Genomic DNA, 24,305 nt, shown 5'->3' with positions numbered 1-24,305 from the left:
AGGCGTTCATGCATGCACATCCCTGGTGTAAACGCCTGCAAACCTCGTTGCCAGATGAGAAGTTGCGCGCGGCGGTATTGCCGGACGATCCGCTCTGGGAAAAGGTCGAGACGGAGCTGGTCAAGCTCGGGTCACTGGCGCATAACCAGGTCGATCTTAACGTGGTGGCGGGTTACTGCCTGACTCTGCTGGAAAGCAAAACCAAAGACATGCGGGTACTGGTGCAGCTATTGCGCTGTTTACAGCACCCGGCCAAAGCGACACCGTTTTCTACCGCACTGATGCTGCTGGACAGCTGGCTGGAAAGTTACTGGGTGACCGCGTGGCCTGCCAGCCCGGTTCAGAAACAGAAGTTGATGATCCAGATTGTTCGGCGTTTTGAGAGCGCGCTGCCCCGTATTGCAGAAAGTGCATCCAGCGCAGAGCTGGAGCAATTACAGCAGTTAACGGATCAGGTGGCGACTCGCTGGGGCGAATTGGCCAGCGACAAAGCGGCGTTGATGGATGAACTGGTGCAAGGCGTTAAGCGCGCCAGACAGCGACAGCAGGCGCAGGAACAGGCGAATCAGACGGCGAAACCGGCCCCGGCAGCCAGCAGCAGTGGAGGGGCGGGCGGAAGTGAAACCTGCGCCAGCGCGGCCTCGACGCCCGTCAGTTCGGTGGAGATTAATTCATCCGACGAACGCGGCTGGCGGCAAACCCAGTTGAACGTCGCGGCGCTGCTGGTTGAGCGCCATCCCGATTCACCGATGGGTTACCGTCTGCGCCGCCACGCTATCTGGTCTGGCATTGCCACACCGCCAATGTCGTCCAAAGGGAATAAAACCCAGCTGGCACCCGTCTCGTCAGACCGCGTGGATGAATACCAAAGTGCGCTGGCTCAGGCCGATTTGGCGCTGTGGGAACGCATAGAACAAAGTCTGGTGCTGGCACCTTACTGGTTTGATGGCCATATGTTGTCGGCCTCGGTGGCCTCACGTCTGGGGCATGCTTCCGTCGCGACGGCGATTGCCGAGGAGCTTTCTGCGTTTATTCAGCGTGTGCCGGAGCTGCGTGAACTGGCGTTCAGCGATGGCGCGCCTTTTTTGACTGGGAAATGCAGCCAGTGGTTGCAGTCCAGCCAGCCCGTTCGCGGCGGCGGTGGGGCGCGGCAGGACGATCTGGCAACGGAGGCAGCGGCCTGTCGGGACGAGAAAGGCATTGGGGCGGCGATGCAGTTATTGGATGAACGCATGCGTCGCCTGAAAGAGCCTCGCGACCGCTTTTATGCCGAGTTGGTACTGGCGGATTTACTCGCCGAAGAAGGAATGAAATCACTGGCAGCACAGCACTATCAGCACATGTGGCAGGAAAGCCAACAATTGGGCCTGATGCAATGGGAACCGGGAATGGTCAGCCGCGTGGAGCGGTTGGCGGCATCCCGCAAAAAATAAGACATTCGGAGTGAATGGTCACTTATGTTTAAAACAATCATAACCTTTCTACGCAAGCAGTTGCCTAAACTGAAACCCTCCTGGCTACTTTTGGGCGTGCTGCTGTGGGTCGTCGTATTGGTTCTGGCCTGGTGGCTGGGGCCGCGTTTGACTGTGGGCGAGTCGCGTCCATTACAGGGAATTTGGGGCCGCGTGGTGTTCACGCTGGTTTGGCTGTGGCTGGCGTTCTCCTACAGCGCTTGGATGGTCTGGCGTCGTGTGCAGCAGATGCGGGCTGAGCGTCATGAACAGCAGGTGATTGAACAGGATCCCTTGCAGGTGTATGTCGACAGCCAGCAGACGTTTCTCGACCGCTGGCTGGAGGCGTTTCAGACCCAGTTGGGGAAAAGAGCGCTATATGCGATGCCCTGGTATCTGACGATTGGTCTGGCGGGCAGCGGGAAAAGTAGCCTGATCCATCGCGCTAATCCGGCAAACAAAATGAATCCGAAGCTGGATGCGGAGCTGCGAGACGTGGCGGCAGGCCAGCAGGTGAGCAGTTGGGTCGGGGAATCCGCGGTGATTTGGGATCCCAGCGGACAGCTACTTGCCCAGCCTGAGCTGGAAGGCGATTCGCTCGGACAACGTCATGCCCGACTGTGGCAGCACCTGTTGCAGTGGCTCAGTGAAAATCGTCGCCGTCAGCCGCTCAACGGTCTGGTGCTCACGCTAGATATTTCCTGGCTGGCGCAGGCTGGCGTCGCCGATCGCAAAGCCTACGCGCAGGTCATGCGCGCCCGCTTGCAGGAAATTTCCGTTAACATCAATACGCGCTTACCTGTGTATATCGCGCTGACCCGGCTGGATATGCTGAGCGGCTTCGATAAGGTCTATCGCCAGTTGAACCGCGACGCGCGTCAGGCCGTATTAGGGGTGACGTTTACGCCGCAGGCGAGCAACAGCAAAGCCTGGCTAGAAGAGCTGGAGCGCTTTTGGGACGAGTGGGTCACGCACCTGAATGACAACCTGCCAGACATGTTGCTGACGCAGTCCGACAGAAGCGTGCGCAATTCGCTGTTCTCGTTTGTCCGCCAACTGGCCGGCGTGAAAGATTACGTGATGGAAGTGCTGACGGAAACGTTAGCGACGGGCGAAGATCGCGCGTTCTTGATCCGCGGCGTCTACGTCAGCTCGGTCTATCAACAAGGGGTGCCGTTCGATGCCTTTGCGCAGTCGGCTTCCCGACGCTATCAGCTGCCAGAGCCGATCAACCCTGCGCTGCGCGGTGAATCGAATACGTTCTTTGTGCAGCGTCTCTTCCCTGACGTCATTTTCCCTGAGGCTAGTCTGGCGGGCGAAAATCGGCTGCATAGCCTCTATCGCCGACGTCGGCTGAGTATCGGCGTGGGCTGCATGCTGCTCGCGAGTCTGGCACTGATTGGTAGCTGGCACCATTTCTATCGGGTCAATGAAGAAGCCGGACGTAACGTACTGACGAAAGCGCAGGCCTTTATCGGCACCAATGAGCTGGAAGGCCAGCAGGGCTACGGCTATCAGCAACTGCCGCGTCTGAATTTGATTCGCGATGCGACCTTATCCTTTGGTAATTACCATGAGCGCACGCCGCTGCTGGCCGACCTTGGCCTATATCAGGGCGACAAGATTGGGCCTCATGTTGAAGGCACCTATCTGCAAATGCTGAATCAGCGCTTTCTCCCTGCGGTGATGCAAGGGTTGCTGGAAGACCTGAATCAGGCACCTGCCAATAGTGAGCAAAAGCTGACGATTCTGCGCGTGATGCGGATGCTGGATGATGCGTCAGGGCGCAATAAATCGCTGGTTGAACAGTTTATGGCGCAGCGTTGGCAGAAGGCATTTCCCGGACAGGGCAACGTGCAGGAACAGCTGATGCAGCATCTGGATTACGCCCTTGAGCACACCGATTGGCACAAGGCGCGTGAGCAGAAAGACGCGGTAGCGATCAGCACGTTTGCACCTTTTAATCAGCCGATTACGCTGGCTCAGCAGGAACTGAGCAAGCTGCCGATGTATCAGCGCGTTTATCAGAGTCTGGTGATGAAGGCGACGCAGGTGTTGCCGCCGGATTTAGCGATTCGTGATGAAGTCGGCCCGACCTTTGATCCGGTGTTTTCCCTGCGTAATGACAAAGCAGGAAGTGTGCCTCGGCTGCTGACGTATCCCGGTTTTAGCGATTATTACCTCAAGCAGGACAAAGCGCTGTTAGAGCTGACGGCGCTGGACGCCTGGGTGCTGGGACAGCGCGAGCGTGCGCAGTTCAGCGAGGCCGATCGGCGGGAAATTCTGCGTCAGGTGAATGATCGCTACATTACGGATTACATCAACCAGTGGCAGAAAGTGCTGGCGAACATTGATGTGCAGACGCTCGATACGCCGGAGCAGGCGCTCGATATCCTCACGGATATTACCGGCAACGATCAGCCTTTCCAGCGCGTGCTGACCACGGTGAGTGATAACACCCGTATCCGTAAGCTGTCCGATGATGATAACGACACTGCGCAGAGTATTAACACGCGTACCGGCCGTCCGTTTATGACCATCAATGCGGCGCTGAGCGGACGCGGTGAGCAGGGGCCGCTGGTGCAAGAGGTCAATCAGAAGCTGACGGATCTCTATCACTATCTCGATCAGATCGTCAACGCGACCGATCCGGGACAGGCGGCGTTGAAAGCGGTACAGGCGCGGCAGGGAAATAAATTTGCCGATCCGGTATTCGCCTTACAGCAATACGCCCGCAGCCTTCCCGCACCGCTGGATCGCTGGGTAGGGCAATTAGCTGGAGAGAGCGCGAGTCTGGTGACGGGGCTGGCGATGTCGTCGCTGAATCAGGAATGGCTGGATAAGGTCGTGACGCCATTCAATGAGAAGCTGGCGGATCGTTACCCTTTCGACCCGTCATCGAACAAAGATGTGCCGCTATCGGAAATGGAAATGTTCTTCATGACTGGCGGGACGCTGGACAACTTCTATCAGACCAACCTCAAGGCGATGATGGAAAGCGGCATGCTGGAAGAAGGCATGGCGTCGCCTCTGCAAGCAGAGCTGGTGAAACAGCTTGAACGCGCGACCCGCATCCGCCAGACCCTGTTTAATGCGCAGGGCAGCCTGGAAGTGCATTTCGTTCTGGAACCGCTGGAACTGACGGCGAACAAGCGCCGTAGCGTGCTGAATCTGGACGGACAGTTGCTGGAATACAGCCACGGTCGTCGCCAGAAAACGCCGCTGGTGTGGCCAAACAGTATGCGCGACGGTGCCGAAAGCAAGCTGACGCTGGTGCCGGACGATCGTGAGCGTTCGCCGCGCAGCCTGAGCTTTAGCGGGCCGTGGGCGATGTTCCGGTTAATCAATAGCGATCAGCTGACTCAGGTGAATGAGAACACCTTTGACGTGCGCTTCTCGCTGGAGAACGGAGCGATGACCTATCGCGTCTACACCGATGCCAGCCATAACCCGTTTGCCGGTGGTCTGTTCAGCCAGTTCACGCTGCCTGACTCGCTTTATTAATTAACTCTCGGGAGCCTGCTCAGGCTCCCTATTGCTGGATGATGTGATATGCAAGATGCACAACAGGCCCTGAAAGTAGGCCGCGATCCACGGATGCTGCCGGAGTTTGACGCACTTCGGGCGGAAATTAACAAGTTGAGTCACGCGTCTCGCCCTGATGTGGATTGGATGCTGGTGCACGATATGGCCACCACCATCTTTGAAAAGCAGGGCGTGGATCTCCAGACCGCGATCTACTTTACGCTGGCGCGTTCACGGCTGGCGGGATTGACCGGTTTCACGGAAAGCTGTGAGTTTCTGGCGAACCTGATCGTGACGCAGTGGGATAACTTCTGGCCACCGGTTCATCAGGAACGAGCGCGTATCGAGATGCTGGACTGGTTTATTGCTCGCATCAGTGAAGTGGTGCGGCAGTACGCCATCAGTCATGAACACAAGCGGCTGGTTTACCGTTGCGAACGCGCGCTGCAATTGATGAGTGAAAAGCTGCACAACTCGGGGCTGAGCCGCATTCCTCGCGTCGAGAATCTGCTGCACTTCGTCGAAGGCTATACCCATTTGTTTGATGAAACCGAGATTGTCATTGTGTCGGACGATCAGGAACTGAAAAAGCAGGATATGCAGATTCCACCCATGGTGTTCTTTCATTCAGACATGGAACCCGGAGCGACGGTGCAAAGCAGTGGTTCATCGGGCTCGGGTCAGGCTGCTCTGCCTGCGGGCAGCATTCTCATCGGACGGGAGAAAGGGCAAATGAAACCGACGGTATTGAAAATTGAGGCGCATAAAAAGCAGAAGCCAGCCTGGTTCTGGTTTGTCTCTGGGCTGCTGACCTGCGCGCTGCCCGTGGCGGCGATTACGGGCTGGCAGTATTGGCAGGAACAGAAAGCTGATGCGCTGGCGTTACTGCAACAGCCGGCTTACGCGTTGCCTGCCGCCCCCGATCATAATGACATTCGCCGGGTGCGTATTGCGCTGGGCGAGCAGAAATTGCAAGGCATGGAAGGTGAGCTGATTAACCGCTATCAGGCACAGCTGGAACAGGTAAAAAATGCGTCGCCGTTCTATCTGTATCAATACGGCAACGGCTTGAAAAACGTGATGCAGCAGCTCTATCCCGACTCGCTGGCGGTGAAGGAGATGGAACGCCAGTGGCAGATTGCGCTTGAACGTCAGCAGGGCGATGAACCGAAAACACGCGGGTACGAACAGGCCCGTGCCAGAGTCAATGACACGTTGCAGCAACTGCTGGAACTGGAGCGGCAGCGCCGGACGGTGACGATTTCCTATCTGAAATCAAAGCTCTACGATATGCAAAAAGACCTGATATCGGACGTTCCCTTTGGGATACGGCTGCGGGAGCTTGAGGCGCGTAAAACCAAGAGCCAGTCGCTGACGCCAGCGGAGCTACGCGCGATGGAAGATGAACTGCGCTCCTTCAACGTTCGCTTGTACCGTTTGCAGCAGGGTAATTCTGCCAGCTGATTATCGTGAAGGGAAAACGCTGAGCACATGATGAAATACAAAAAATTAATGATAGTCCTGTCGGCCTGCTGGCTGGCGTCATGTCAGGCGCCGGTCACGTCGCTGTCTGAAACAGAACTGGCGGCGTCAGCGAATCGGGGAAACGGCGAAGCGCAATATCAGTTGGCAAAGACGCTAGCCACGCGCTCGCAGTACACCGAGGCGATGCAGTGGATGCAGAAGGCATCTGGCCTGTCTGAGCTTCCGGGCAATCAGGAACTGCGTGCGGCCGCAGCGCTTCAGGTTGGCGACTGGTATCAGGCAGGGTTGGGTGCGCCCAAGAACAGCCCGTCTGCTCGCCAGTGGTGGACAACGTCCTCGCGTTTGGGAAATGGCGAAGCGGGGCATCGGCTTGGCATGGACTGTCAGGTTCAGCATCAGGGAAAGCTGGTGGCGGCATGCCTGAGTGCATTTGAATCCTCTGCGGCAAATGGCTATCCGCCCGCGCAACTGATCGTTGCCCAGTGGCACGCGACGCATGCGGGCGGCGAAAAAGATGCCGTATCGTGGCTGCTGAAAGCCTCTGAACTCGGCAATCGAGATGCGCAGTATCAGCTGGCGCAGCGCTACGAGCAGGGTAAAGGTGTGGTTATCCGTCGCGATCTGGCTGAGCGCTGGTATTTCCGTGCGGCGACGCTGGGTCAGGCACAGGCGCAGCTGTGGATGGCGCGGCACGAAGATGGCGAAAATGCGTTGAACTGGTATCAAAAATCCGCCTCATCAGGCGATGCCGAAGCACAGCTTTGGCTGGGCAAGGCATACCGTGAAGGTAAGCGCTTACCTTGGGATGAGCAAAAGGCGCGTTATTGGCTGGAGCGTGCCGCGTCTGGCGGATCGGGCGAGGCCGATTATTTGCTCAGCCAGATCCAGACAACCCATGAAAAGCGCGAACAGTATCTGGTGCAGGCTTCCTCTGCGGGCTATATCCGAGCGCAACGCGAATTGGGTGAGCGGTTATTTACAGCGAGCGAGTTCGCGCGTGCGCGTGAAGAATATGCCAAAGCGGCATCAGCAGGAGACACTGAATCCCGTCTGGCCTATGGCGAGATGCTGCGGCTGGGGCAAGGCGGCAAAGAGGATTATGTTGAGGCGATGAAGCAGTACCGTCTGGCGGCGAATGACGGTAACCGTATGGCTCAATATCGTATGGGGATGATGCGTCAGGATGGGCTGGGTGCCTCTCGCAATCGTATTCATGCTTACGCCTGGTACGCGATGGCGGCGACGGAGGGGATGAGCGAAGCCATTCATGCGCGTAACGATCTGGAAGCGACGATGCAGCCGGATGAAATCAAAGCCGGGCAGCGGTTGGCGATGCACTGGTCATCGGGGAAAACAGAGTAATCCGTGGTGGTGGATCATCGTGGCGTAAGTCGGATTGTCGTGGAATAAGTCGTGGAATAAAGAGTGGCAATAACAGGCGGGTGTTGCGTGATAGCAACACCCGCTTTTTTTTGTTTTTATGACTCTTTTCATTACGGGATGTCCTGACTTTTCCGTTCCTATTTTTCATAAAAAACGTAAGTGACTGCTTACTCTTATTGTTATGAAAATGAGCGATTTATCGCCAAATATAGTTTTTTGCTATTAATAAGCACGATTCCTATCGGTTATTCATTTCATTAATTCATCGCTAACTCAAACTTTCAGCATAACTGCGCATTCTGCGCAACTTCTTGCTCACTTTCTGGTGTAAATCACTTTTTGCGCAATGTCTGCAAACGATTTAGGAAGTCTGCGCAACTTCTTGCTCAAATTTTACTTAAGGGGAGTTTGTGTTAGGGGAATTCCTTTATAAAACATAAAGATAATTTTTGGCATGTGAATTGCTATACAGACGGTGAAGTTACTCATTCTGTTCAATAACTCATTCCGTTCAACAACAAGGAGCAAGACTATGCCAACTCCATGCTATATCAGCATCGAAGGTAAAACTCAGGGCAACATCACCGCGGGTGCTTTCACGTCTGATTCTGTCGGCAACATCTATGTGGAAGGCCACGAAGACGAAATGCTGGTACAGGAATTCAAACACATCGTCACCGTACCAACCGACCCACAGTCTGGTCAGCCGTCTGGCCAGCGTGTGCACAAACCGTTCAAATTCACCGTCGCGCTGAACAAAGCCGTTCCGCTGATGTACAACTCTTTGGCATCCGGCGAAATGCTGCCGACCGTGACCCTGAAATGGTACCGCACGTCGGTTGAAGGTAAGCAAGAGCACTTCTTCTCTACCGTGCTGACCGATGCCACCATCGTTGACATCGACTGCAAAATGCCACACTGCCAGGATCCGTCCAAACTGGACTACACCCAACTGATCGAAGTGTCGCTGGCCTACCGCAAAATCGATTGGGAGCACACCGTTGCCGGGACGTCCGGCTCCGATGACTGGCGTGCACCAGTCGAAGCGTAATTCCCACCGAACCCGGGCTTGTCCCGGGTTTTCTGCGTTTTTCTCAACGTGATGCTTTATCAACATGAACTGTGGCGTGAGCAGACTCAGACCACAGCTCAGGTTTTTATTTTAATCAGGATAGCGACGTGCCGCTCCGGGGGAACCCGAGGCGTGCGGTAGCCATGGCAACGGCGAAGGAAGAAGGAGAGGACGGGTGGCAAACAGTACAGGATTACAGTTCACCGTAAAGGTCGGTGCCCTGGAAGCAGGCACTTTCGCGGTGGTGGATTTCAGGCTGGATGAAGGGCTGAACCGGCCTTTCAGCCTGTCGCTGAGTCTGGCGAGCGCGTTGCCGGATGTCGATTTCGGCGCGGTGCTGGACCAGCCGTGCGAGCTGATGATTTGGTATGAAGGCGAACTGAAACGTCGCGTCAGCGGGATTATCAGTGGCTTCACGCAGGGCGACACCGGATTCCGGCGCACGCGCTATCAGGTGGAAGTCCGTCCAGCCCTGTGGCGACTGGGGTTGCGTACCAACGCCCGCATCTTTCAGGCGCAGAAGCCGGAAGCGATTATCGGTGCCCTGCTGGAAGAAGCCGGTATCACCGACTACGCCTTTGCGCTGCGCAACGAGCACGCGGTGCGCGAATATTGCGTACAGTATCGGGAAAGCGATTTAGCCTTTATCACCCGGCTGGCCGCTGAGGAGGGAATGTATTTCTTCCACGAATACGAAGAGGGTAAACACCGGGTGGTGTTTGCCGACGATGCGGGTGCACTGACCAAAGGCCCTGAGCTGTTCTTCAATCTGGCTACACAAGGGCTGAGTGAGGGCGAATATGTCCGGCGCTTCCACTACGCAGAGCGGGTGAGTACGGCCGAAGTCGAGTTGAAGGACTACAGCTTCAAGACGCCGGCTTACGGGCTGTCGCACAAGAAAATGAGCGGCGAGCTGGAGCACCAGCGCGAAAGCTATCAGCATTACGACTATCCGGGCCGCTATAAGCAAGACCCGAGCGGCAAGGCATTCAGCGGCTACCGGCTGGATGCGCTGCGCTCAGGGGCGGTGACGAGCGAAGGGGAATCCAACTGCGCCGGGCTGATGCCGGGCAACACCTTCACCCTGACGGAGCACCCGAATGTGACGCTGAATGCAGTGTGGCAGACGGTGAGCGTGACGCACGTCGGGCAACAGCCGCAGGCGCTGGAAGAGGAAAGCGGCGGCGAACCGACGACCATGAGCAACAGTTTTGCGGTGGTGAAAGGCACGACGACATGGCGTGCAGCCATGCCATACAAACCGATGGTGGATGGCCCGCAAATCGCGACTGTCGTCGGCCCGACGGGGGAAGAAATCTACTGCGACCAGTATGGTCGGGTAAAACTGCAATTCCCGTGGGATCGCTACGGCGCGAGCAATGACCAGAGTTCCTGCTGGGTACGCGTCAGTCAGGGCTGGGCAGGCGGCCAGTACGGCATGATTGCTATCCCGCGTATCGGCCATGAAGTGATCGTCAGTTTCCTCGAAGGCGATCCAGATCAGCCGATTATCACCGGGCGAACCTTCCACGCGACCAACCCGACGCCGTACGTTTTACCGGCACATAAAACGCGCACGACGCTGCGTACCGATACCCATAAAGGCAGTGGCTTCAACGAACTGCGTTTTGAGGATGAGGCGACGCGTGAACAAATTTACTATCACGCTCAGAAAGATATGGATGGTGTTATCAACAACATCCAGCGGCAGAGCGTAGGGCGCGATCAGCACCTCAGCGTGGATCAGGATCAGTTCCAACGGGTCACGCGTCACCGCCATCGAACGATAGGCAAGGATGATTTTGAAAACATCGGTCAGGATCATCATCAGGAAATTGGTCGGAGTTTTATTCAGAAGATTGGTGCTTCGTTCAAGCGTTTCATCGGCGGGGGAGAGATTACCCATATCGAAGGGAGCCGTCAGACCACGATGTCAGGCTCTGAAGAGACGCTGATCGGCGCGCATCAGCGTGTTCTGGTTAATACGGACAGCTACCTGAAAGCTGCGGATATCGTGCTGGAAGCGGGGCAGGCTCTGACCATCAAAGCGCCTGGTGGCTTCATCAAGATTGATAGCGCGGGCGTCACGATTTCCGGGACGATTGTGAAGATCAACGATGGTGGTGCGGCTGGCGTAGGGACTGCGCCAGTATCAATTACGCCAGAAGATCCGACGAAGCCTACGCTGCCCGATGCGCCAGACAGACGTTAAGGAGGAACTATGCCAGGTGCTGCACGTTTAGGTGACAGCTGCGCGGGTCACGGCTGTTTCCCCGCCACCCCGATTATTGAAGGCAGCGGTGATGTCATTATCAATGGCAAACCGGCCGCCCGTAAAAGCGATGCGGTTTTACTCCACGCTTGCCCCTGCCCGAATGTGCCCCACGGCGTGCACAGCCGTGCGATATCCGCGGGCTCCGGTACGGTCATCATCAATGGGAAGCTGGCTGCGCGTATCGGTGATGCGATCGGCTGCGGCGGCTCGGTTGCTGCTGGCAGCGGGAATGTGATCATTGGCGATTCGCCCTATCAATCCCCAGTAAAACCGTGCGCCGAACAATCGGCAAAAAGTCGCGCGCCCTTGTTGGCATTGACGCCAATGCTGTTGCCGACGTTAATGGAGTGGGCGTCGGTCGCCGAGTTGCCCATTCTTGATGACTTACTCACCGTCGCCCAGCGTAAAGATCGTTATCTGGCGCGTGCCAAGTTGGCGACTGAAGCAGCGACGCTGCCGGGGTTAGCCGATGCGGCAAAGCGGCTGGCGTTTAATAACGACAGTATCTTACGCGCCGAAGCGGCTCAGTATGTTTATTCGGTCGATGAATTCCGACGAGGCGTGCTGGATAAACTGCCTAAGGCGCCAGTTGGGCTGGATATTCTGGATACGAGTAAGCTTCCTGGCCTGACAGACAATGATTTTATGGACAAGAAAACAGGGTTTGGTTCTGCTTTGTTCAAATCAGCAATTAATGGCGAAACGATGTTGACCTACCGGGGCACCAATAATGCGGTGACAGGCGTTAAAGACTGGTTGACTAACGCTGGGCAAGGTATGGGATTGGAGACGGATCAATACAATCAGGCCATGTATTTGGCAAAGCGGGTAAAAAACGTTCTTTCTCCGCCACCTGTCATCGTGGGGCATTCATTAGGCGGTGGTTTAGCATCGGCTGGCGTTGGCGTCACCGGATTACCCGGCTATACCTTTAATGCTGCGGGTTTGCATAACAATACCGTGTCGCGTGCAGGTGGTGCCGATTTGGCGAAAACGGCCTCGCTGATAACGACGCAGGCGGTCGATGGTGAGGTATTAACCATGGCACAAACCTATGGCAAGGCTTTGATTCCGGGTTTGCTATCCGGTGCGGGCGCATTGATTGGCGGAGCCGCTGGTGCTGCGCTCGGAGGAGTCATCGGTGTAGCAAAACTGTTGGAAGGGGGCCTGCCGAAAGCAAGCGGTGATATGATGGCACTTCCCGCAGTCGGCGGCTCGCCGATTGCTCGCCACGGTATGGATCAGGTGATTGCGGGTATTGAAAGCCAGAAAAAGGAAGATATCGGGAAGATAACCAATACATTCAGGGGAATATAATGCAATGGTTGGCACGTATAAAATGGGTAGGCGTCGTTATTCTGGGATTATTAACCGCTTGTCAGGCGGGAGGACACAGTATGCGGGCGAATGAACTTTTTGAGCCCCCTGTGGTGGCGGTACTGGAAAGTATTCAAAAAGGTGACGAATCAGCAGCCCGTCATCAGCTGTCGCAGGGCGTTAACCTGAATATTCATGGCAAAGAAGGCATCACGCCGCTGCTGTGGCTGATTTATGAAACGAAGGATAAAAAGGCCGTCACGCTGGCGCTTAAACTGGGCGTCGATCCAAACTATAAAGACGGCTTTGGCGATAGCGCCGTCAATTCCGTAGCGGGCGCGAAAGACCCTGACTGGCTGCGTATTATTCTGGATGCGGGAGGCGACCCGAATGCGATTGGGCGTCGTGGCCAGCCTGCAATATTTAGTGCTATTGGTGAGGAGCGCTGGGCCGATATCAAATTACTCGTAGAGCGGGGCGCTGATTTGAACCTCGTTGATGGTTCCAAAGTAAACAGCGCCCACTATGCTGCTTATCTGAATAAATATGAAGTTGCATATTGGCTGATAGAACACGGCGCAGAGAGTAATATTTATGATGATACAGGCAGTAATCTCGCTTTTACCGTGGATGACAGCTTATCCATTATGTCTCCTAAATCGCCTCACTACCCTTGGGCACTAAAGGTAAAACAGCTGTTACTGGATCGCGGCGTTAAATTTCCACCGCTGTCACCTGCTGAAGTTCGGGATCGTTGGGAAAAAGGACTGCCAGTCTAGTTTTATTTTTATTCTCCGTTTTATTATCCATTTTGCGTCATAAAAATAAACGGCATGTCTCGACCCGATAATCTGCGTGATTATTGGGTCGTTGCTGCTGTGATGAATACACGCTCATCGTATTAAAAATTATCTCATTTATTTACAGGCAAATAACGATGATGGCAAACGGTTATACCCTGTTTGAAATCAGCCAGTTTAATGCACCTTTGTTCGCTATTATCTCGCCGTTGAATTATCCCAAATTACCTGAATATTGGCAGGCTTTTCAACCTGCGGCGTCGGATATATGGCAACAGCTGCATTTTGGCAAAGATGCCGAAAACTGGCAGATGTGGGCGCCTATTGTGGTGAAAATAGAAGAAGGCAAACCAGGAGAAACACTGCTGCACTGGCTGCTTGAGACACAGCCGGAGCGGCATGGTGGTGTAATTCTCATGCATGGCGAACTGACATTGCAGCAGGTGGCTGATTTTTGGCAACAGCGCATTTCCTGTCTCTGGCCTGATGGCACACGAGCGCTATTTCGTAGCTATGTACCAGACGTTTTATCGGCCTGGTGGTCCACTCTGGATCTTGCTGCGCAAATGGATTTTCTCGGCCCGCTGAATAACCTGTATTTGCCCATCGTGAATAGCGAACGTGGGGAATATAAACTATTCGCACAGCAGGATGTTAATAAAGAAAACAAGAACGACATTAATCAGATATACCACATTACTTTAACGCACTATCAATATTACTTTCTCGCTAATGATAATCGCCTGCACCGATTAGCGAATGAACTGTTTCTTTTTGTCAGCGCGCAGTGTGTTTTTCTTCTGGATATTGAAATAGTAAAAGCACGCTTTATTAGCGGTATTGTATTAGCCGGAAACTATTATCCGAAAGCCAGCGAAGCGGAATGTGAAGCCTGGTCTGCTCATCGCTGGGTGCTCGGCAGTGAATTCTATTTGCACCCAATCTTTATTCATCTGACTGAACGTTATTCGATCGCGGACAGTATTCGGATTTTTAAATCTGAGCCTGAACGTATTGAGAGTGTGCAGCTTAATTACCATCGCCCCGGTTGGATGCGGGGAGAGTTACCTGACATACCGGAGGTCACGCTGTGAGTGTATCGCAACCTTTCCTTGAACTGCTGCCGGAAGATGACGCGGTCTGGCAAACGCGTATCGCTCAGGGCGGCTGTTTTGTTATCGCCGAAGCGTCGATGAACGATGCCGTGCCGTGGCTGGCCGAACGCTGGGGGGGCAGCCTGGAGCAGACGCGTTTGTACTGGGGAGAAGCGGGGCGCGTTCATGCCTCGGTATCGCCCTATTGCATTCCGCTTCATGCCGCTAACTGGTCGCAGGTGAAAGAACACATAGTCACCCAACCTGGCTGGGGAATGGGGCTACAGCTGGAATGGTTTATGCAGGCATATTCACCACTTGATCAACTGCTTGAGGTGACGAAACATCTGCGACAGTGGAGCCTGGTGACTTCACCTTCCGGGGAGAATGCCATCCTGCGTGTAGGCGACTGGCAGGTGGTGAATCAGCTGTTATCCGCCAGTTCCGCACAAGAAGCCTGTGCACTCTATGGCCCGATAGCAAGCTTCTGCGACATTTCCCCTGACGGCGCGGTACATGCCTTAAACCTCACCGCCCGCGAACCGCACTCCATTCCAGACATCCTGCCGCGCCAGCTGAGTGACGAGCAATGGCAAGCCATCATGGTGCCTTACGGACATCACAATCTGGCGCGCTATATGGAACATCTGCGTGCTTACCATGCTGACTGGCAAAACGCACCTGCTGATGAGCTACAGGCGTTTGCCCATCAGCAGGCGGAACAGGCGAGGAACAGCGGCTTTAACAACGACCGCGATATCGTGCGCTGGCTGGCACTGGCGACAGAACTCTCGCCGGAATTCATGCATCAGCCCTGGGCAAAAAACATTCTGGTACAGCCTGAATACATTGGCACGCAAAGCCGTATGGATCGCCTGTATCAGGCCGCTATTGACCACCTGGACGAAGCATAAAATAAAAAGGACGTCATTTCATGAGTCAGGATAAAAGCAGCGCGTTAGCTGCCAGCGGGGATGCCGCAAAGCGTAATTTCACTACGGATAATAAGATTTCAGGGGGATGTACAACCTGTGGCTGCGAAATATTGGTGCGTTACCATTACGATTCAGGTGAACCCATCCCGAATGCCCCTTTTCAGCTAACCGATAGCAATAACCACAAAATAAGGGGTAAAACCGACGAGAACGGCATGTTTTTCATCCATGACATGGGGTGTCGCACGTATGAGCTGCTTTTGGGGGAAGGCAGCGATACGTTCGACCCTAAGAAAACGGTGGAAAACAACCCCGTTTTGATGTCTAACCCTGCCTATGCGAGTTTTGCCGGAGAATATTTTTCCCTGTTCGTCATCCTGAGAGTGCAAGGGATCGTGGAGTATGGCTCCGTCCAGCAGTCTGTGAGGATGCCGCTGAGCGATATACCGGAGCAATATAAACCGGCGTTGAAGCGTTTCTGGGAATTGGAAAAGCAGTTGCATAGAGATGATGGTGAACTCCAACGGGAAATCCGTCGAGTTCAACATCGAATGTCGGCGGAGGTGGCAAGTAAGGCATCCAGTGTTGATAATGCCGTTCTGCTGCTCTGTGAGGTCATACTGGGCTGTGTTCCCGTAGTTGGACAGTCGATGGATGTCTACTTCCTTGGGCAATGGTGTTGGTATAGCTATAAAAATCCTAACTTATTGAACGACACCATGCACCAAATTGACGGGGTGCTGTGTGTCATTGGCTTTGTTCCTGGCGTCGGGGATGCGCTAAAAGTCAGTGGAAATGCCATTACGCAAGCCTTGCGGAAGCTGAAAGGCGCTAAAGGCAATAAGCAGCAGGATATTGAGGAAGCCACTCAGATTATTCGCCATTTGAGTAACGGGAATATAGTCACCTGGCTGACGGGCATACGTTCTGATATCAGAATTTATGCTGATAAAGGGAAAGAAATACTGAAAACCATCAAAGAGGCACTGGACCTACTGGTGAAAGGTGTTTCTGGTGAGCGCAGTTGGATAGTCGCGCTGATGGCCGACAGTTTCCGAGCCATGGTGGATGTGCTCGAAAAATTAATCGCAATTTTTACCATCGTGACGGCATTGATTGAAGCCGAGTTTGCTGAATTTATTCCCCAAATCATGACGCAGGTTATTGGAAGTGCGCGGCCTAAAGGGAGCTGTGAATTATCTGCGATGACTGTGCAAAAGGGCGGATCGGGAGACTACCGTACTGAAGAGGAAATTACTGAATTTAATCAACGGGTAGAAAGACCTGGTGGCTTGACGATGGCTGAGGCCAGTATGATACCGGCAATAGGAGTATTTTTGGGAGGCGGTAAGAATAAAGTCGGCATGGCCGCTAAAGGGGGAAAAAATTCGACGAGTTCTCCACCTGCTTCTCCAACCTCACATACACCACCTAAGCAACCTCATTCTCCCCCGACGGACACGCCAAATGCTCAGGATAAGCCTCAGCCCAAAACGGGCGATAATAATCAAAAAAATAAGTCTTCCGATCATGGGCGACATGCCTCAGATGAGAATAAAAACCCGTCAGATGACGGGAAAACCGTTCAAACGCCCACTGGTGCCGAGAATGTAACGCCCGGCGCCAGAACTCCCCCTAATGATGGTGCTACTGCTGCCCAGGAAAAAGCAAAGACAGAAAACGGGGAGACGAAAACTGACCCGAAGAAAGGTGAGCAAAACGGCGATCCGGTCGATATGGCAACCGGTGCGGTGGTGGAGCAGCGCACCGATCTTCAGGTAAGTAGTCCGCTGCCACTTTCACTGCAACGCTACTATCGTTCCACAGGAAAACGTCACCCCGGTTTGCTGGGGACACTGTGGCGCACTAACTGGGATATCAGCCTGACGCTTAACAACGGGGTGGCTACGCTAACGGATGGCGAATTCAATCAGGCATTCTTCGCCCTGCCCAATGAGGGGGAGATCAGTCGCTCATCGTCAAACCCACAATGGCGGTTGACCCGGCAACAGGGTGAACTGGTGCTTCAACATGTCGGTGGCCTGCGCTATCGGTTTGAATATGCGCTCGGTCTCCAGCTTTGTCTGACGTCGATTGACGATGCTGCGGGCCATCGAGTGACTTTCGAGTGGGTGTTGGGTGAACTGCGTTGGGTTGCGCTGGCGGACGGGCGTTTGATTCACGTCACATCGGAACACCAAAGGATCACGACACTCACGCTATGTACCCCGCAGCATCAGCCATTAAAAACGCTGGCCAGCTATACCTATGACGACCATGGGCATTTACTGAGCGTACGGGCGGATGAAGGGCACAACTTTGACTATCGCTACTCACCGGAAGGCTGGCTGCTGCGCTGGTCGGATTTAGGTTCGACCTGGGTTGAGCATGACTACGATAAAAAAGGCCGCGCCATCCGGGACAGAACCTCCGAAGGCTACTGGCCGGGTCACTTTGAATACGACGATGACACCTTGACCAGCCATTACCACAGCGGGTTTGGCGGGGTATTCAGCTATGTGCGCGATGAGCGTAATAATATTCTGTCAAAACGTATGCCTGACGGCGGCGAGACCCGGTTCGAGTGGGTGGACAACCAACTGGTGGCAGAGACCGACCCGCTAGGTGGCCGCACGGCGTATCAGCGCAATGACTGGGGGCAGGTGACTGAAGTTACTCTGCCTGACGGCGCGACGCATCAATATACGTATGACGATAACGGACAACTGCTGGCTTATATCGACCCGCTGGGCAGCGAATGGCATTACCAGCGTAATGCTGCCGGGCAGGTTGTTGAAGTAAACGACCCGGAAGGGCGCGAGTGGCTGTATCGCTATGGTGAAACGGGGCAACTGTCGACAGTGATAGGCCCGGACGGCGTGCTGCAGCGTTATCAGTATAACCGCCGTGGCCTGCTGAGCAGCCTTGAGCGGGATAATGCACCGCCGGTAGCGTTCCGCTATGACGACCTTGACCGCCTGACGGAGCGACATATCGGGCATGAGGCGGGCGTGCAGGTGCGGCGCTGGGAGTATGACGGCGTGCGCGAGTCACCGTCGAAAGTGGTGTACGAAGATGGCAGCGAGACGCGGTTTGGTTACGACGTGGAAGGTAACCTGACGGCGGTGACGGATGCGCTGGGTCAGCGCTACCAGTTCCGCTACGGGGCGTTCGATAACCTGCTGGAGGCGACGGACCCGCTGGGGGCGACGGTGCGCTACCACTATAATGCGGAAGCGGAGTTTGCCGGGGTGACGAACAGTCAGGGGCGGGACTGGACGTACGACTTTGACGCCAGCGGACGGCTGAGTGAGGAGCGGCATTACGACGGGCGGGTGTACCGCTATCAGTACGATGTGGCAGACCGTCTGGTGCAGCGCACCGCGCCGGACGGCAGTGCACTGCATTACGAGCATGATGCGGCAGGGCGGATAACGCGCATCACGGCACAGAAAGCGGACGGGGAAACGGACGGCATTACCGAACTGGCGTATGACGTGGTCGGTCGGCTGACCAAAGCCGCCAGTCCTGATGCGGTGGTGGAATACGCCTATAACCGGGCGGGTCAGGTCACATCGGAAACGGTGAACGGCGAGGCGGTGCAGAGCGGTTACGATGCGGGCGGTCAGCGTGCGGTGGTGGAAGGGATTCTGGCCCCGCTGCAGCTGGCGTGGCAGTCGGGGCGGCTGTCGTCGCTGGGTATCGGTTCACACCAGCCGCTGCAGTTCAGTCACACGGCGGCGGGCGAAGAGCAGCGGCGCAGTAACGGCAGCGGGTTTGCATTACGCCACGAGTGGAGTCCGACAGGGCTGCTGCAGCGTCAGGCGCTGGAGGGCGCGGACGGTCGGGTGAATGACGTGCTGGAGCGGCGCTACCAGTACGATGTGCTGGACCGTCTGACGGGCATCAGCGACAGCCACTGGGGTGAACAGGCATTCCGGCTGAACGGAGCCGGTCAGGTGACGGCGGAGCGCCGTGATGAGGGACGGCGGCGTCAAGCGCGGCTGTTTGGCTACGACAGCGAACAGAATCTGTGCGAGGTGTCGCAGATAGCGCCGGGTCTGGGTGAGACGCTGAAGGTACAGGATGCGGTGGTACAGGCGTCGGCGCGGTACGATGCAGCGGGTCGGGTAGTCGAGCGGGGGCATACGCAATACCGGTATGACGACTGCGGGCGTCTGGCGATGAAGCGGGAAACGCGGCCGGGGTTCAGGCCAAAGGAAACGTATTTCGACTGGGATGTGCAGGACCGGCTGGTACGGGTGAGTTTGCCGGACGGGGCGCGGTGGCGGTATCGTTACGATGCGTTTGGGCGCAGAGTCAGTAAGGTGCGCGAGGGACAACTCCCGTCGGCGCAGGCGGTAGCGCGGGTAGCGTACCGGTGGGACGGTGACCAGCTGATTGGTCAGCAGCAGTACCGGGCAGACGGCTCAGCGGCGCGGGAAGTGCAGTGGGTGTACGAGCCGGGAAGCTTCCGGCCGCTGGCACAGGTGGAGGCACAGGGCGACAGCACGCAATTGCACTACATCGTCACTGACCTGACGGGGACCGCCAGAGAGCTGTGCAGTGAGGAAGGGGAAGTCCACTGGCGCGGCGAACAGGGACTGTGGGGCGCCCACCGCGAAGAGCGCCGGCCTATCCCGCTGCGTCGCTACCTGGGGGATGCAGCAAACGAGGAAGTGTACTGCGAGTTGCGCTATCAGGGGCAACTGTACGATGCGGAAACGGGGCTTTACTACAACCGGCATCGTTACTATGATGCGGAGAGCGGGCAGTATCTGTCACCGGACCCGATAGGGCTGCTGGGAGGCCGCAGACCACAGGGGTATGTGCATAACCCATTAGAATGGGTTGACCCTCTAGGTTTAGCTGCTTGCCCCGATTTATATGATTGGTATAAATACAATCGTTCTAAAGGTATGAATGCATCTGAGGCTCATGCTGCAATTAAGAACGCATCACCTCAGGAAATATTTGATTATTCATTACATAGACAAGGTTTGTCAGGACAAGATTATCCGAACAATTTTAAAGAGAAATTCTCAGCGGGGAATTATAAATACGAAGTAAGGGCGCATGATATAAATCCTAATGCTCCTTTAGGAAGTAATTCGGCTAATGGGCCTATTTTTAGGGTGGGGAGAAATCAAATGGGTGTGAATCCATCAACGAATCAAGGATATGGTTGGGAATATGGTTCATCTGATGGTGCGTGGCACCATACTTCTATTTTGAAAACAAATCCGAATTTTCCTAATCCAAATTATGATCCTATCGCGGCAAATAGCACACATATTCCTTTGCCTAATGGAGTAATTCCATGAAAGAAAAAGATTTAGCATCCACTATAAAAGAGCATGATTGGAAGCAAAGCTGGTTGGATTTCTCTGTTTTTTTATATGATCGAGAACGTCTAATTATTGTTGGGAGTGATGATCTATCATACTACCACACGTTGGAAATAATCATTGAATTACCATCATTTGTTCAAGGGGTATTGGACTGGCCATGTGATGTGAATGATGATTTTATTAAAATATCTAAAAATCATTCAGGTGATGAATTTATTGTTGAGTTCTATTCAGATGATGACTTTACGTTTAAGGTAATAGGGAAATATATATCCATTAATTTTGATACTGTTTTTTATTATAAGAGAGAAGATTTGAAACTAGGTGAGCGTTTAGCATATTTTATCAAATAAATAAAATCCGGAAGTGATCTTACGATCCTTCCGGCTATTTTATTTTTACCTGTCAGTATTATTACGCCAGCATAGTCTCCAACTCTGCCCGAATAATTATCCTGTCGGGCAGCACCTCAATTATTAACGGCTGGCCGAGTAACCCGCTCAGGGTGAGCCAGTCGCCCGCCAGTGTTAACTCGCCGTCATCCCCCACCCAGTCAGCACCTTCGGTCTCGTGGCCTGCTGAGCAGCCTTGAGCGGGATAATGCACCGCCGGTAGCGTTCCGCTATGACGACCTTGACCGCCTGACGGAGCGACATATCGGGCATGAGGCTGGTGTGCAGGTGCGGCGCTGGGAGTATGACGGCATGCGCGAGTCTCCGTCGAAAGTGGTGTATGAAGACGGCAGCGAGACGCGGTTTGGTTACGACGTGGAAGGTAACCTGACGGCGGTGACGGATGCGCTGGGTCAGCGTTACCAGTTCCGCTACGGGGCGTTCGATAACCTGCTGGAGGCGACGGACCCGCTGGGGGCGACAGTCCGCTACCACTACAATGCGGAAGCGGAGTTCGCCGGGGTGACGAATAGTCAGGGGCGGGACTGGACGTACGGCTTTGACGGCAGCGGTCGGTTGAGTGAGGAGCGGCATTACGACGGGCGGGTGTACCGCTATCAGTACGATGTGGCAGACCGCCTGGTGCAGCGCACCGCGCCGGACGGGAGCGCACTGCATTACGAGCATGATGCGGCAGGGCGGATAGCGCGCATCACCGCACAGAAAGCGGACGGGGAAACCGACGGCATTACCGAACTGGCGTATGACGTGGCTGGTCGGCTGACCAAAGCGGCCAGCCCGGATGCGGTGGTGGAATACGCCTATAACCGGGCGGGTCAGGTCACATCGGAAACGGTGAACGGCGAGGCGGTGCAGAGCAGTTACGATGCAGGCGGTCAGCGTGCGGTGGTGGAAGGGATTCTGGCCCCGCTGCAGCTGGCGTGGCAGTCGGGGCGGCTGTCGTCGCTGGGTATCGGCTCACACCAGCCGCTGCAGCTCAGCCACACGGCGGCGGGCGAAGAGCAGCGGCGCACTAACGGTAGCGGATTTGCATTACGCCACGAGTGGAGTCCAACAGGGCTGCTGCAGCGTCAGGCGCTGGAAGGCGCGGATGGCCGGGTGAATGACGTGCTGGAGCGGCGCTACCAGTACGATGTGCTGGACCGTCTGACGGGTATCAGCGACAGTCACTGGGGCGAGCAGGCATTCCGGCTGAACGGAACTGGCCAGGTGACGGCGGAGCGCCGTGATGAGGGACGGCGGCGTCAGGCGCGGTTGTTTGGTTACGACAGCGAACAGAACCTGTGCGAGGTGTCGCAGATAGCGCCGGGTCTGGGTGAGACGCTGAAGGTGCAGAACGCGGTGGTGCAGGTGTCGGCGCGGTATGATGCGGCGGGCCGGGTCATCGAGCGGGGCCATACGCAATACCGGTATGACGACTGCGGGCGTCTGGCGATGAAGCGGGAAACGCGGCCGGGGTTCAGGCCAAAGGAAACGTACTTTGACTGGGACGTGCAGGACCGGCTGGTACGGGTGAACCTGCCAGACGGAGCACGGTGGCGGTATCGTTACGATGCGTTTGGTCGCAGAGTCAGTAAAGTGCGCGAGGGACAACTCCCTTCAGCACAGGCGGTAGCGCGGGTAGCCTACCGGTGGGACGGTGACCAGCTGATAGGTCAGCAGCACTACCGGGCAGACGGGTCGGCGGCGCGGGAAGTGCAGTGGGTGTACGAGCCGGGGAGCTTCCGGCCGCTGGCACAGGTGGAGGCGCAGGGCGACAGTACGCAGCTGCACTACATCGTGACCGACCTGACGGGAACCGCCAGAGAGCTGTGCAGCGAGGAAGGAGAAGTCCGCTGGCGCGGGGAACAGGGGCTGTGGGGGGCCCACCGCGAAGAGCGACGGCCTATCCCACTACGACGCTACCTGGGCGATGCGGCGAACGAAGAGGTGTACTGCGAGCTGCGCTATCAGGGACAACTGTACGATGCGGAAACGGGGCTTTACTACAACCGGCATCGTTACTATGATGCAGAGAGCGGACAGTATCTGTCACCGGACCCGATAGGGTTACTTGGTGGCCTGAGACCACAGGGATATGTAAATAATCCTTTTTGTTGGATTGACCCTCTTGGTTTAAGTAGTAAGTGCCCTGAAAAATGGGATGTGGGGAGTTATGAAGATCTACGAAGTTCAGTGAAGGGACAGGATCTTGGATTAGATGCTCACCATGTTGGTCAAAAAGCAATAATGAAAGATCTGGTAAAAGATTACGATCCTAAGACTGCTCCCTCAATATTAGTTCCTAAAGAAGGCCATACTCTTTCTAAGGAAGGTGTTGGAATAGTATCAAGAAGTAAAATAAATCCGACAACAGAGAAACCGTTCACTTCGGCTAGGGATCTTATTGCCAGAGATATTAAAAAACTTAGAAGGGTTTATCCTGATGTTCCAAATGCTAAGTTACGTGAGTTAATTGATTTAAATAAATTGAAATATCCAGAAGTTAGATATAATAACTTTGGGAGGTAACCTTATGCTTAGTAATGAAAAGTTTGTTGATTCGATATTTAATGAAATACTTGAAGGTAATTTCGTTCGTTATAAAAATGCTTTGAGTAAAGTGCCTGATGAAGGTGTTGACGTTTATGCTAAAGCTAGGAGAGTTTTGTCACAACTTAGTGATGAAGATAAAGAAAATATTTTTAATTTTTTTAAAATAACCATTACAGATACAGCGTCAATAATATTAGGAACTATTGATGGTTCTCATTTTTCGCCTGGGATAGATAACGACTTTAAGCTAGTTTATGGCGATGAAGAAATTCAAGGTGAGTTACAAGATCTTTTCATTGAAAAGGCAGAAGATAAAGGTATTTATAATTAGATAACAAAATCTGGAAGCGATCACACGATTCTTCCGGCTTTTTTATTTTATGGTCTGGTCAGTGTTTATAAATTAATCTCGAATCTCAATAATAATCCTGCCGCGTTCTACCGTCACATTCACGGGCATTCAGGTAATGCTGTTCAAACCTATTTGCAACAGGTTGTACATTATTCCTGAATGGAACTCGACAGCGCTGTTGCAGCGTAAGGAGTGGGCGTCGGAATGAATGACGTGCTGGAACGTCTAATTTAGTCATGTAAAATAGCTAGCAGCGATTAAGTGAATTGAAAGGTGAATAATATAAAAATAATAGTGATTGATGATCATAAGAAAAA

General features: G+C 54.5%; 13 protein-coding genes and 2 pseudogenes. 14 read left to right on the top strand and 1 reads right to left on the bottom strand.

Going from position 1 to position 24,305, the window contains the following annotated elements:
• The first annotated feature begins 8 nt into the window (after positions 1-8).
• The 12 genes from tssA to BJJ97_RS21695 all read left to right on the top strand — a co-directional run bounded on the left by tssA (position 9) and on the right by BJJ97_RS21695 (position 21,041).
• Positions 9-1,433 (top strand): type VI secretion system protein TssA, encoded by a 1,425-nt coding sequence (tssA, locus tag BJJ97_RS21750; RefSeq protein ID WP_095995291.1) that lies wholly within the window; start codon positions 9-11, stop codon positions 1,431-1,433.
• A gap of 24 nt (positions 1,434-1,457) precedes the next feature.
• Positions 1,458-4,955: a type VI secretion system membrane subunit TssM gene (gene tssM / locus BJJ97_RS21745; protein ID WP_095995290.1), complete on the top strand. Its 3,498-nt coding sequence runs from the start codon at positions 1,458-1,460 to the stop codon at positions 4,953-4,955.
• A 48-nt stretch (positions 4,956-5,003) separates the two neighbouring features.
• On the top strand, positions 5,004-6,440 hold the full coding sequence (locus tag BJJ97_RS21740; protein WP_095995289.1) for a VasL domain-containing protein: 1,437 nt from the start codon (positions 5,004-5,006) through the stop codon (positions 6,438-6,440).
• Between the two features lie 27 nt (positions 6,441-6,467).
• Positions 6,468-7,823, top strand: coding sequence for a tetratricopeptide repeat protein (locus BJJ97_RS21735; RefSeq protein WP_095995288.1), 1,356 nt, complete (start codon positions 6,468-6,470; stop codon positions 7,821-7,823).
• 553 nt (positions 7,824-8,376) lie between these two features.
• On the top strand, positions 8,377-8,895 hold the full coding sequence (locus BJJ97_RS21730; protein ID WP_039317969.1) for an Hcp family type VI secretion system effector: 519 nt from the start codon (positions 8,377-8,379) through the stop codon (positions 8,893-8,895).
• 196 nt (positions 8,896-9,091) lie between these two features.
• On the top strand, positions 9,092-11,128 hold the full coding sequence (locus BJJ97_RS21725; RefSeq protein WP_095995287.1) for a type VI secretion system Vgr family protein: 2,037 nt from the start codon (positions 9,092-9,094) through the stop codon (positions 11,126-11,128).
• 9 nt (positions 11,129-11,137) lie between these two features.
• On the top strand, positions 11,138-12,508 hold the full coding sequence (locus tag BJJ97_RS21720) for a PAAR domain-containing protein (RefSeq protein ID WP_095995286.1): 1,371 nt from the start codon (positions 11,138-11,140) through the stop codon (positions 12,506-12,508).
• Positions 12,509-12,588: 80 nt separating this feature from the next.
• Complete coding sequence (locus tag BJJ97_RS21715; RefSeq protein ID WP_095995424.1) at positions 12,589-13,287, top strand: ankyrin repeat domain-containing protein; 699 nt, start codon at positions 12,589-12,591, stop codon at positions 13,285-13,287.
• Positions 13,288-13,445: 158 nt separating this feature from the next.
• Positions 13,446-14,402, top strand: coding sequence for a DUF4123 domain-containing protein (locus BJJ97_RS21710; protein WP_095995285.1), 957 nt, complete (start codon positions 13,446-13,448; stop codon positions 14,400-14,402).
• Positions 14,399-15,316, top strand: a complete 918-nt coding sequence (locus tag BJJ97_RS21705; protein ID WP_095995284.1) for a DUF4123 domain-containing protein — start codon at positions 14,399-14,401, stop codon at positions 15,314-15,316. Before BJJ97_RS21710 ends, BJJ97_RS21705 begins: the two co-directional genes overlap by 4 nt.
• A gap of 20 nt (positions 15,317-15,336) precedes the next feature.
• Complete coding sequence (locus BJJ97_RS21700; protein ID WP_095995283.1) at positions 15,337-20,661, top strand: RHS repeat-associated core domain-containing protein; 5,325 nt, start codon at positions 15,337-15,339, stop codon at positions 20,659-20,661.
• Positions 20,658-21,041: a hypothetical protein gene (locus tag BJJ97_RS21695; protein ID WP_095995282.1), complete on the top strand. Its 384-nt coding sequence runs from the start codon at positions 20,658-20,660 to the stop codon at positions 21,039-21,041. The genes BJJ97_RS21700 and BJJ97_RS21695 overlap by 4 nt, the downstream gene beginning before the upstream one ends.
• A gap of 61 nt (positions 21,042-21,102) precedes the next feature.
• Here BJJ97_RS21695 and BJJ97_RS21690 read toward each other — a convergent pair.
• A pseudogene (locus BJJ97_RS21690) lies at positions 21,103-21,264 on the bottom strand (SymE family type I addiction module toxin); the annotation flags it as partial.
• Here BJJ97_RS21690 and BJJ97_RS21685 point away from each other — a divergent pair.
• Together BJJ97_RS21685 and BJJ97_RS21680 are read left to right on the top strand one after the other, a co-directional pair.
• A pseudogene (locus tag BJJ97_RS21685) lies at positions 21,246-23,612 on the top strand (RHS repeat-associated core domain-containing protein); the annotation flags it as partial. The pseudogenes BJJ97_RS21690 and BJJ97_RS21685 overlap by 19 nt on opposite strands.
• Before the next feature lie 4 nt (positions 23,613-23,616).
• Positions 23,617-23,967 (top strand): hypothetical protein, encoded by a 351-nt coding sequence (locus BJJ97_RS21680; RefSeq protein WP_095995281.1) that lies wholly within the window; start codon positions 23,617-23,619, stop codon positions 23,965-23,967.
• Positions 23,968-24,305: the final 338 nt, after the last annotated feature.

Origin of the sequence: Pectobacterium polaris (assembly GCF_002307355.1) — a bacterium.
In the GTDB taxonomy this organism is placed as follows: domain Bacteria; phylum Pseudomonadota; class Gammaproteobacteria; order Enterobacterales; family Enterobacteriaceae; genus Pectobacterium; species Pectobacterium polare.
The sequence above is the reverse complement of the archived record's forward strand: the minus strand, read 5'-3'. Positions and strand labels throughout refer to the sequence as shown.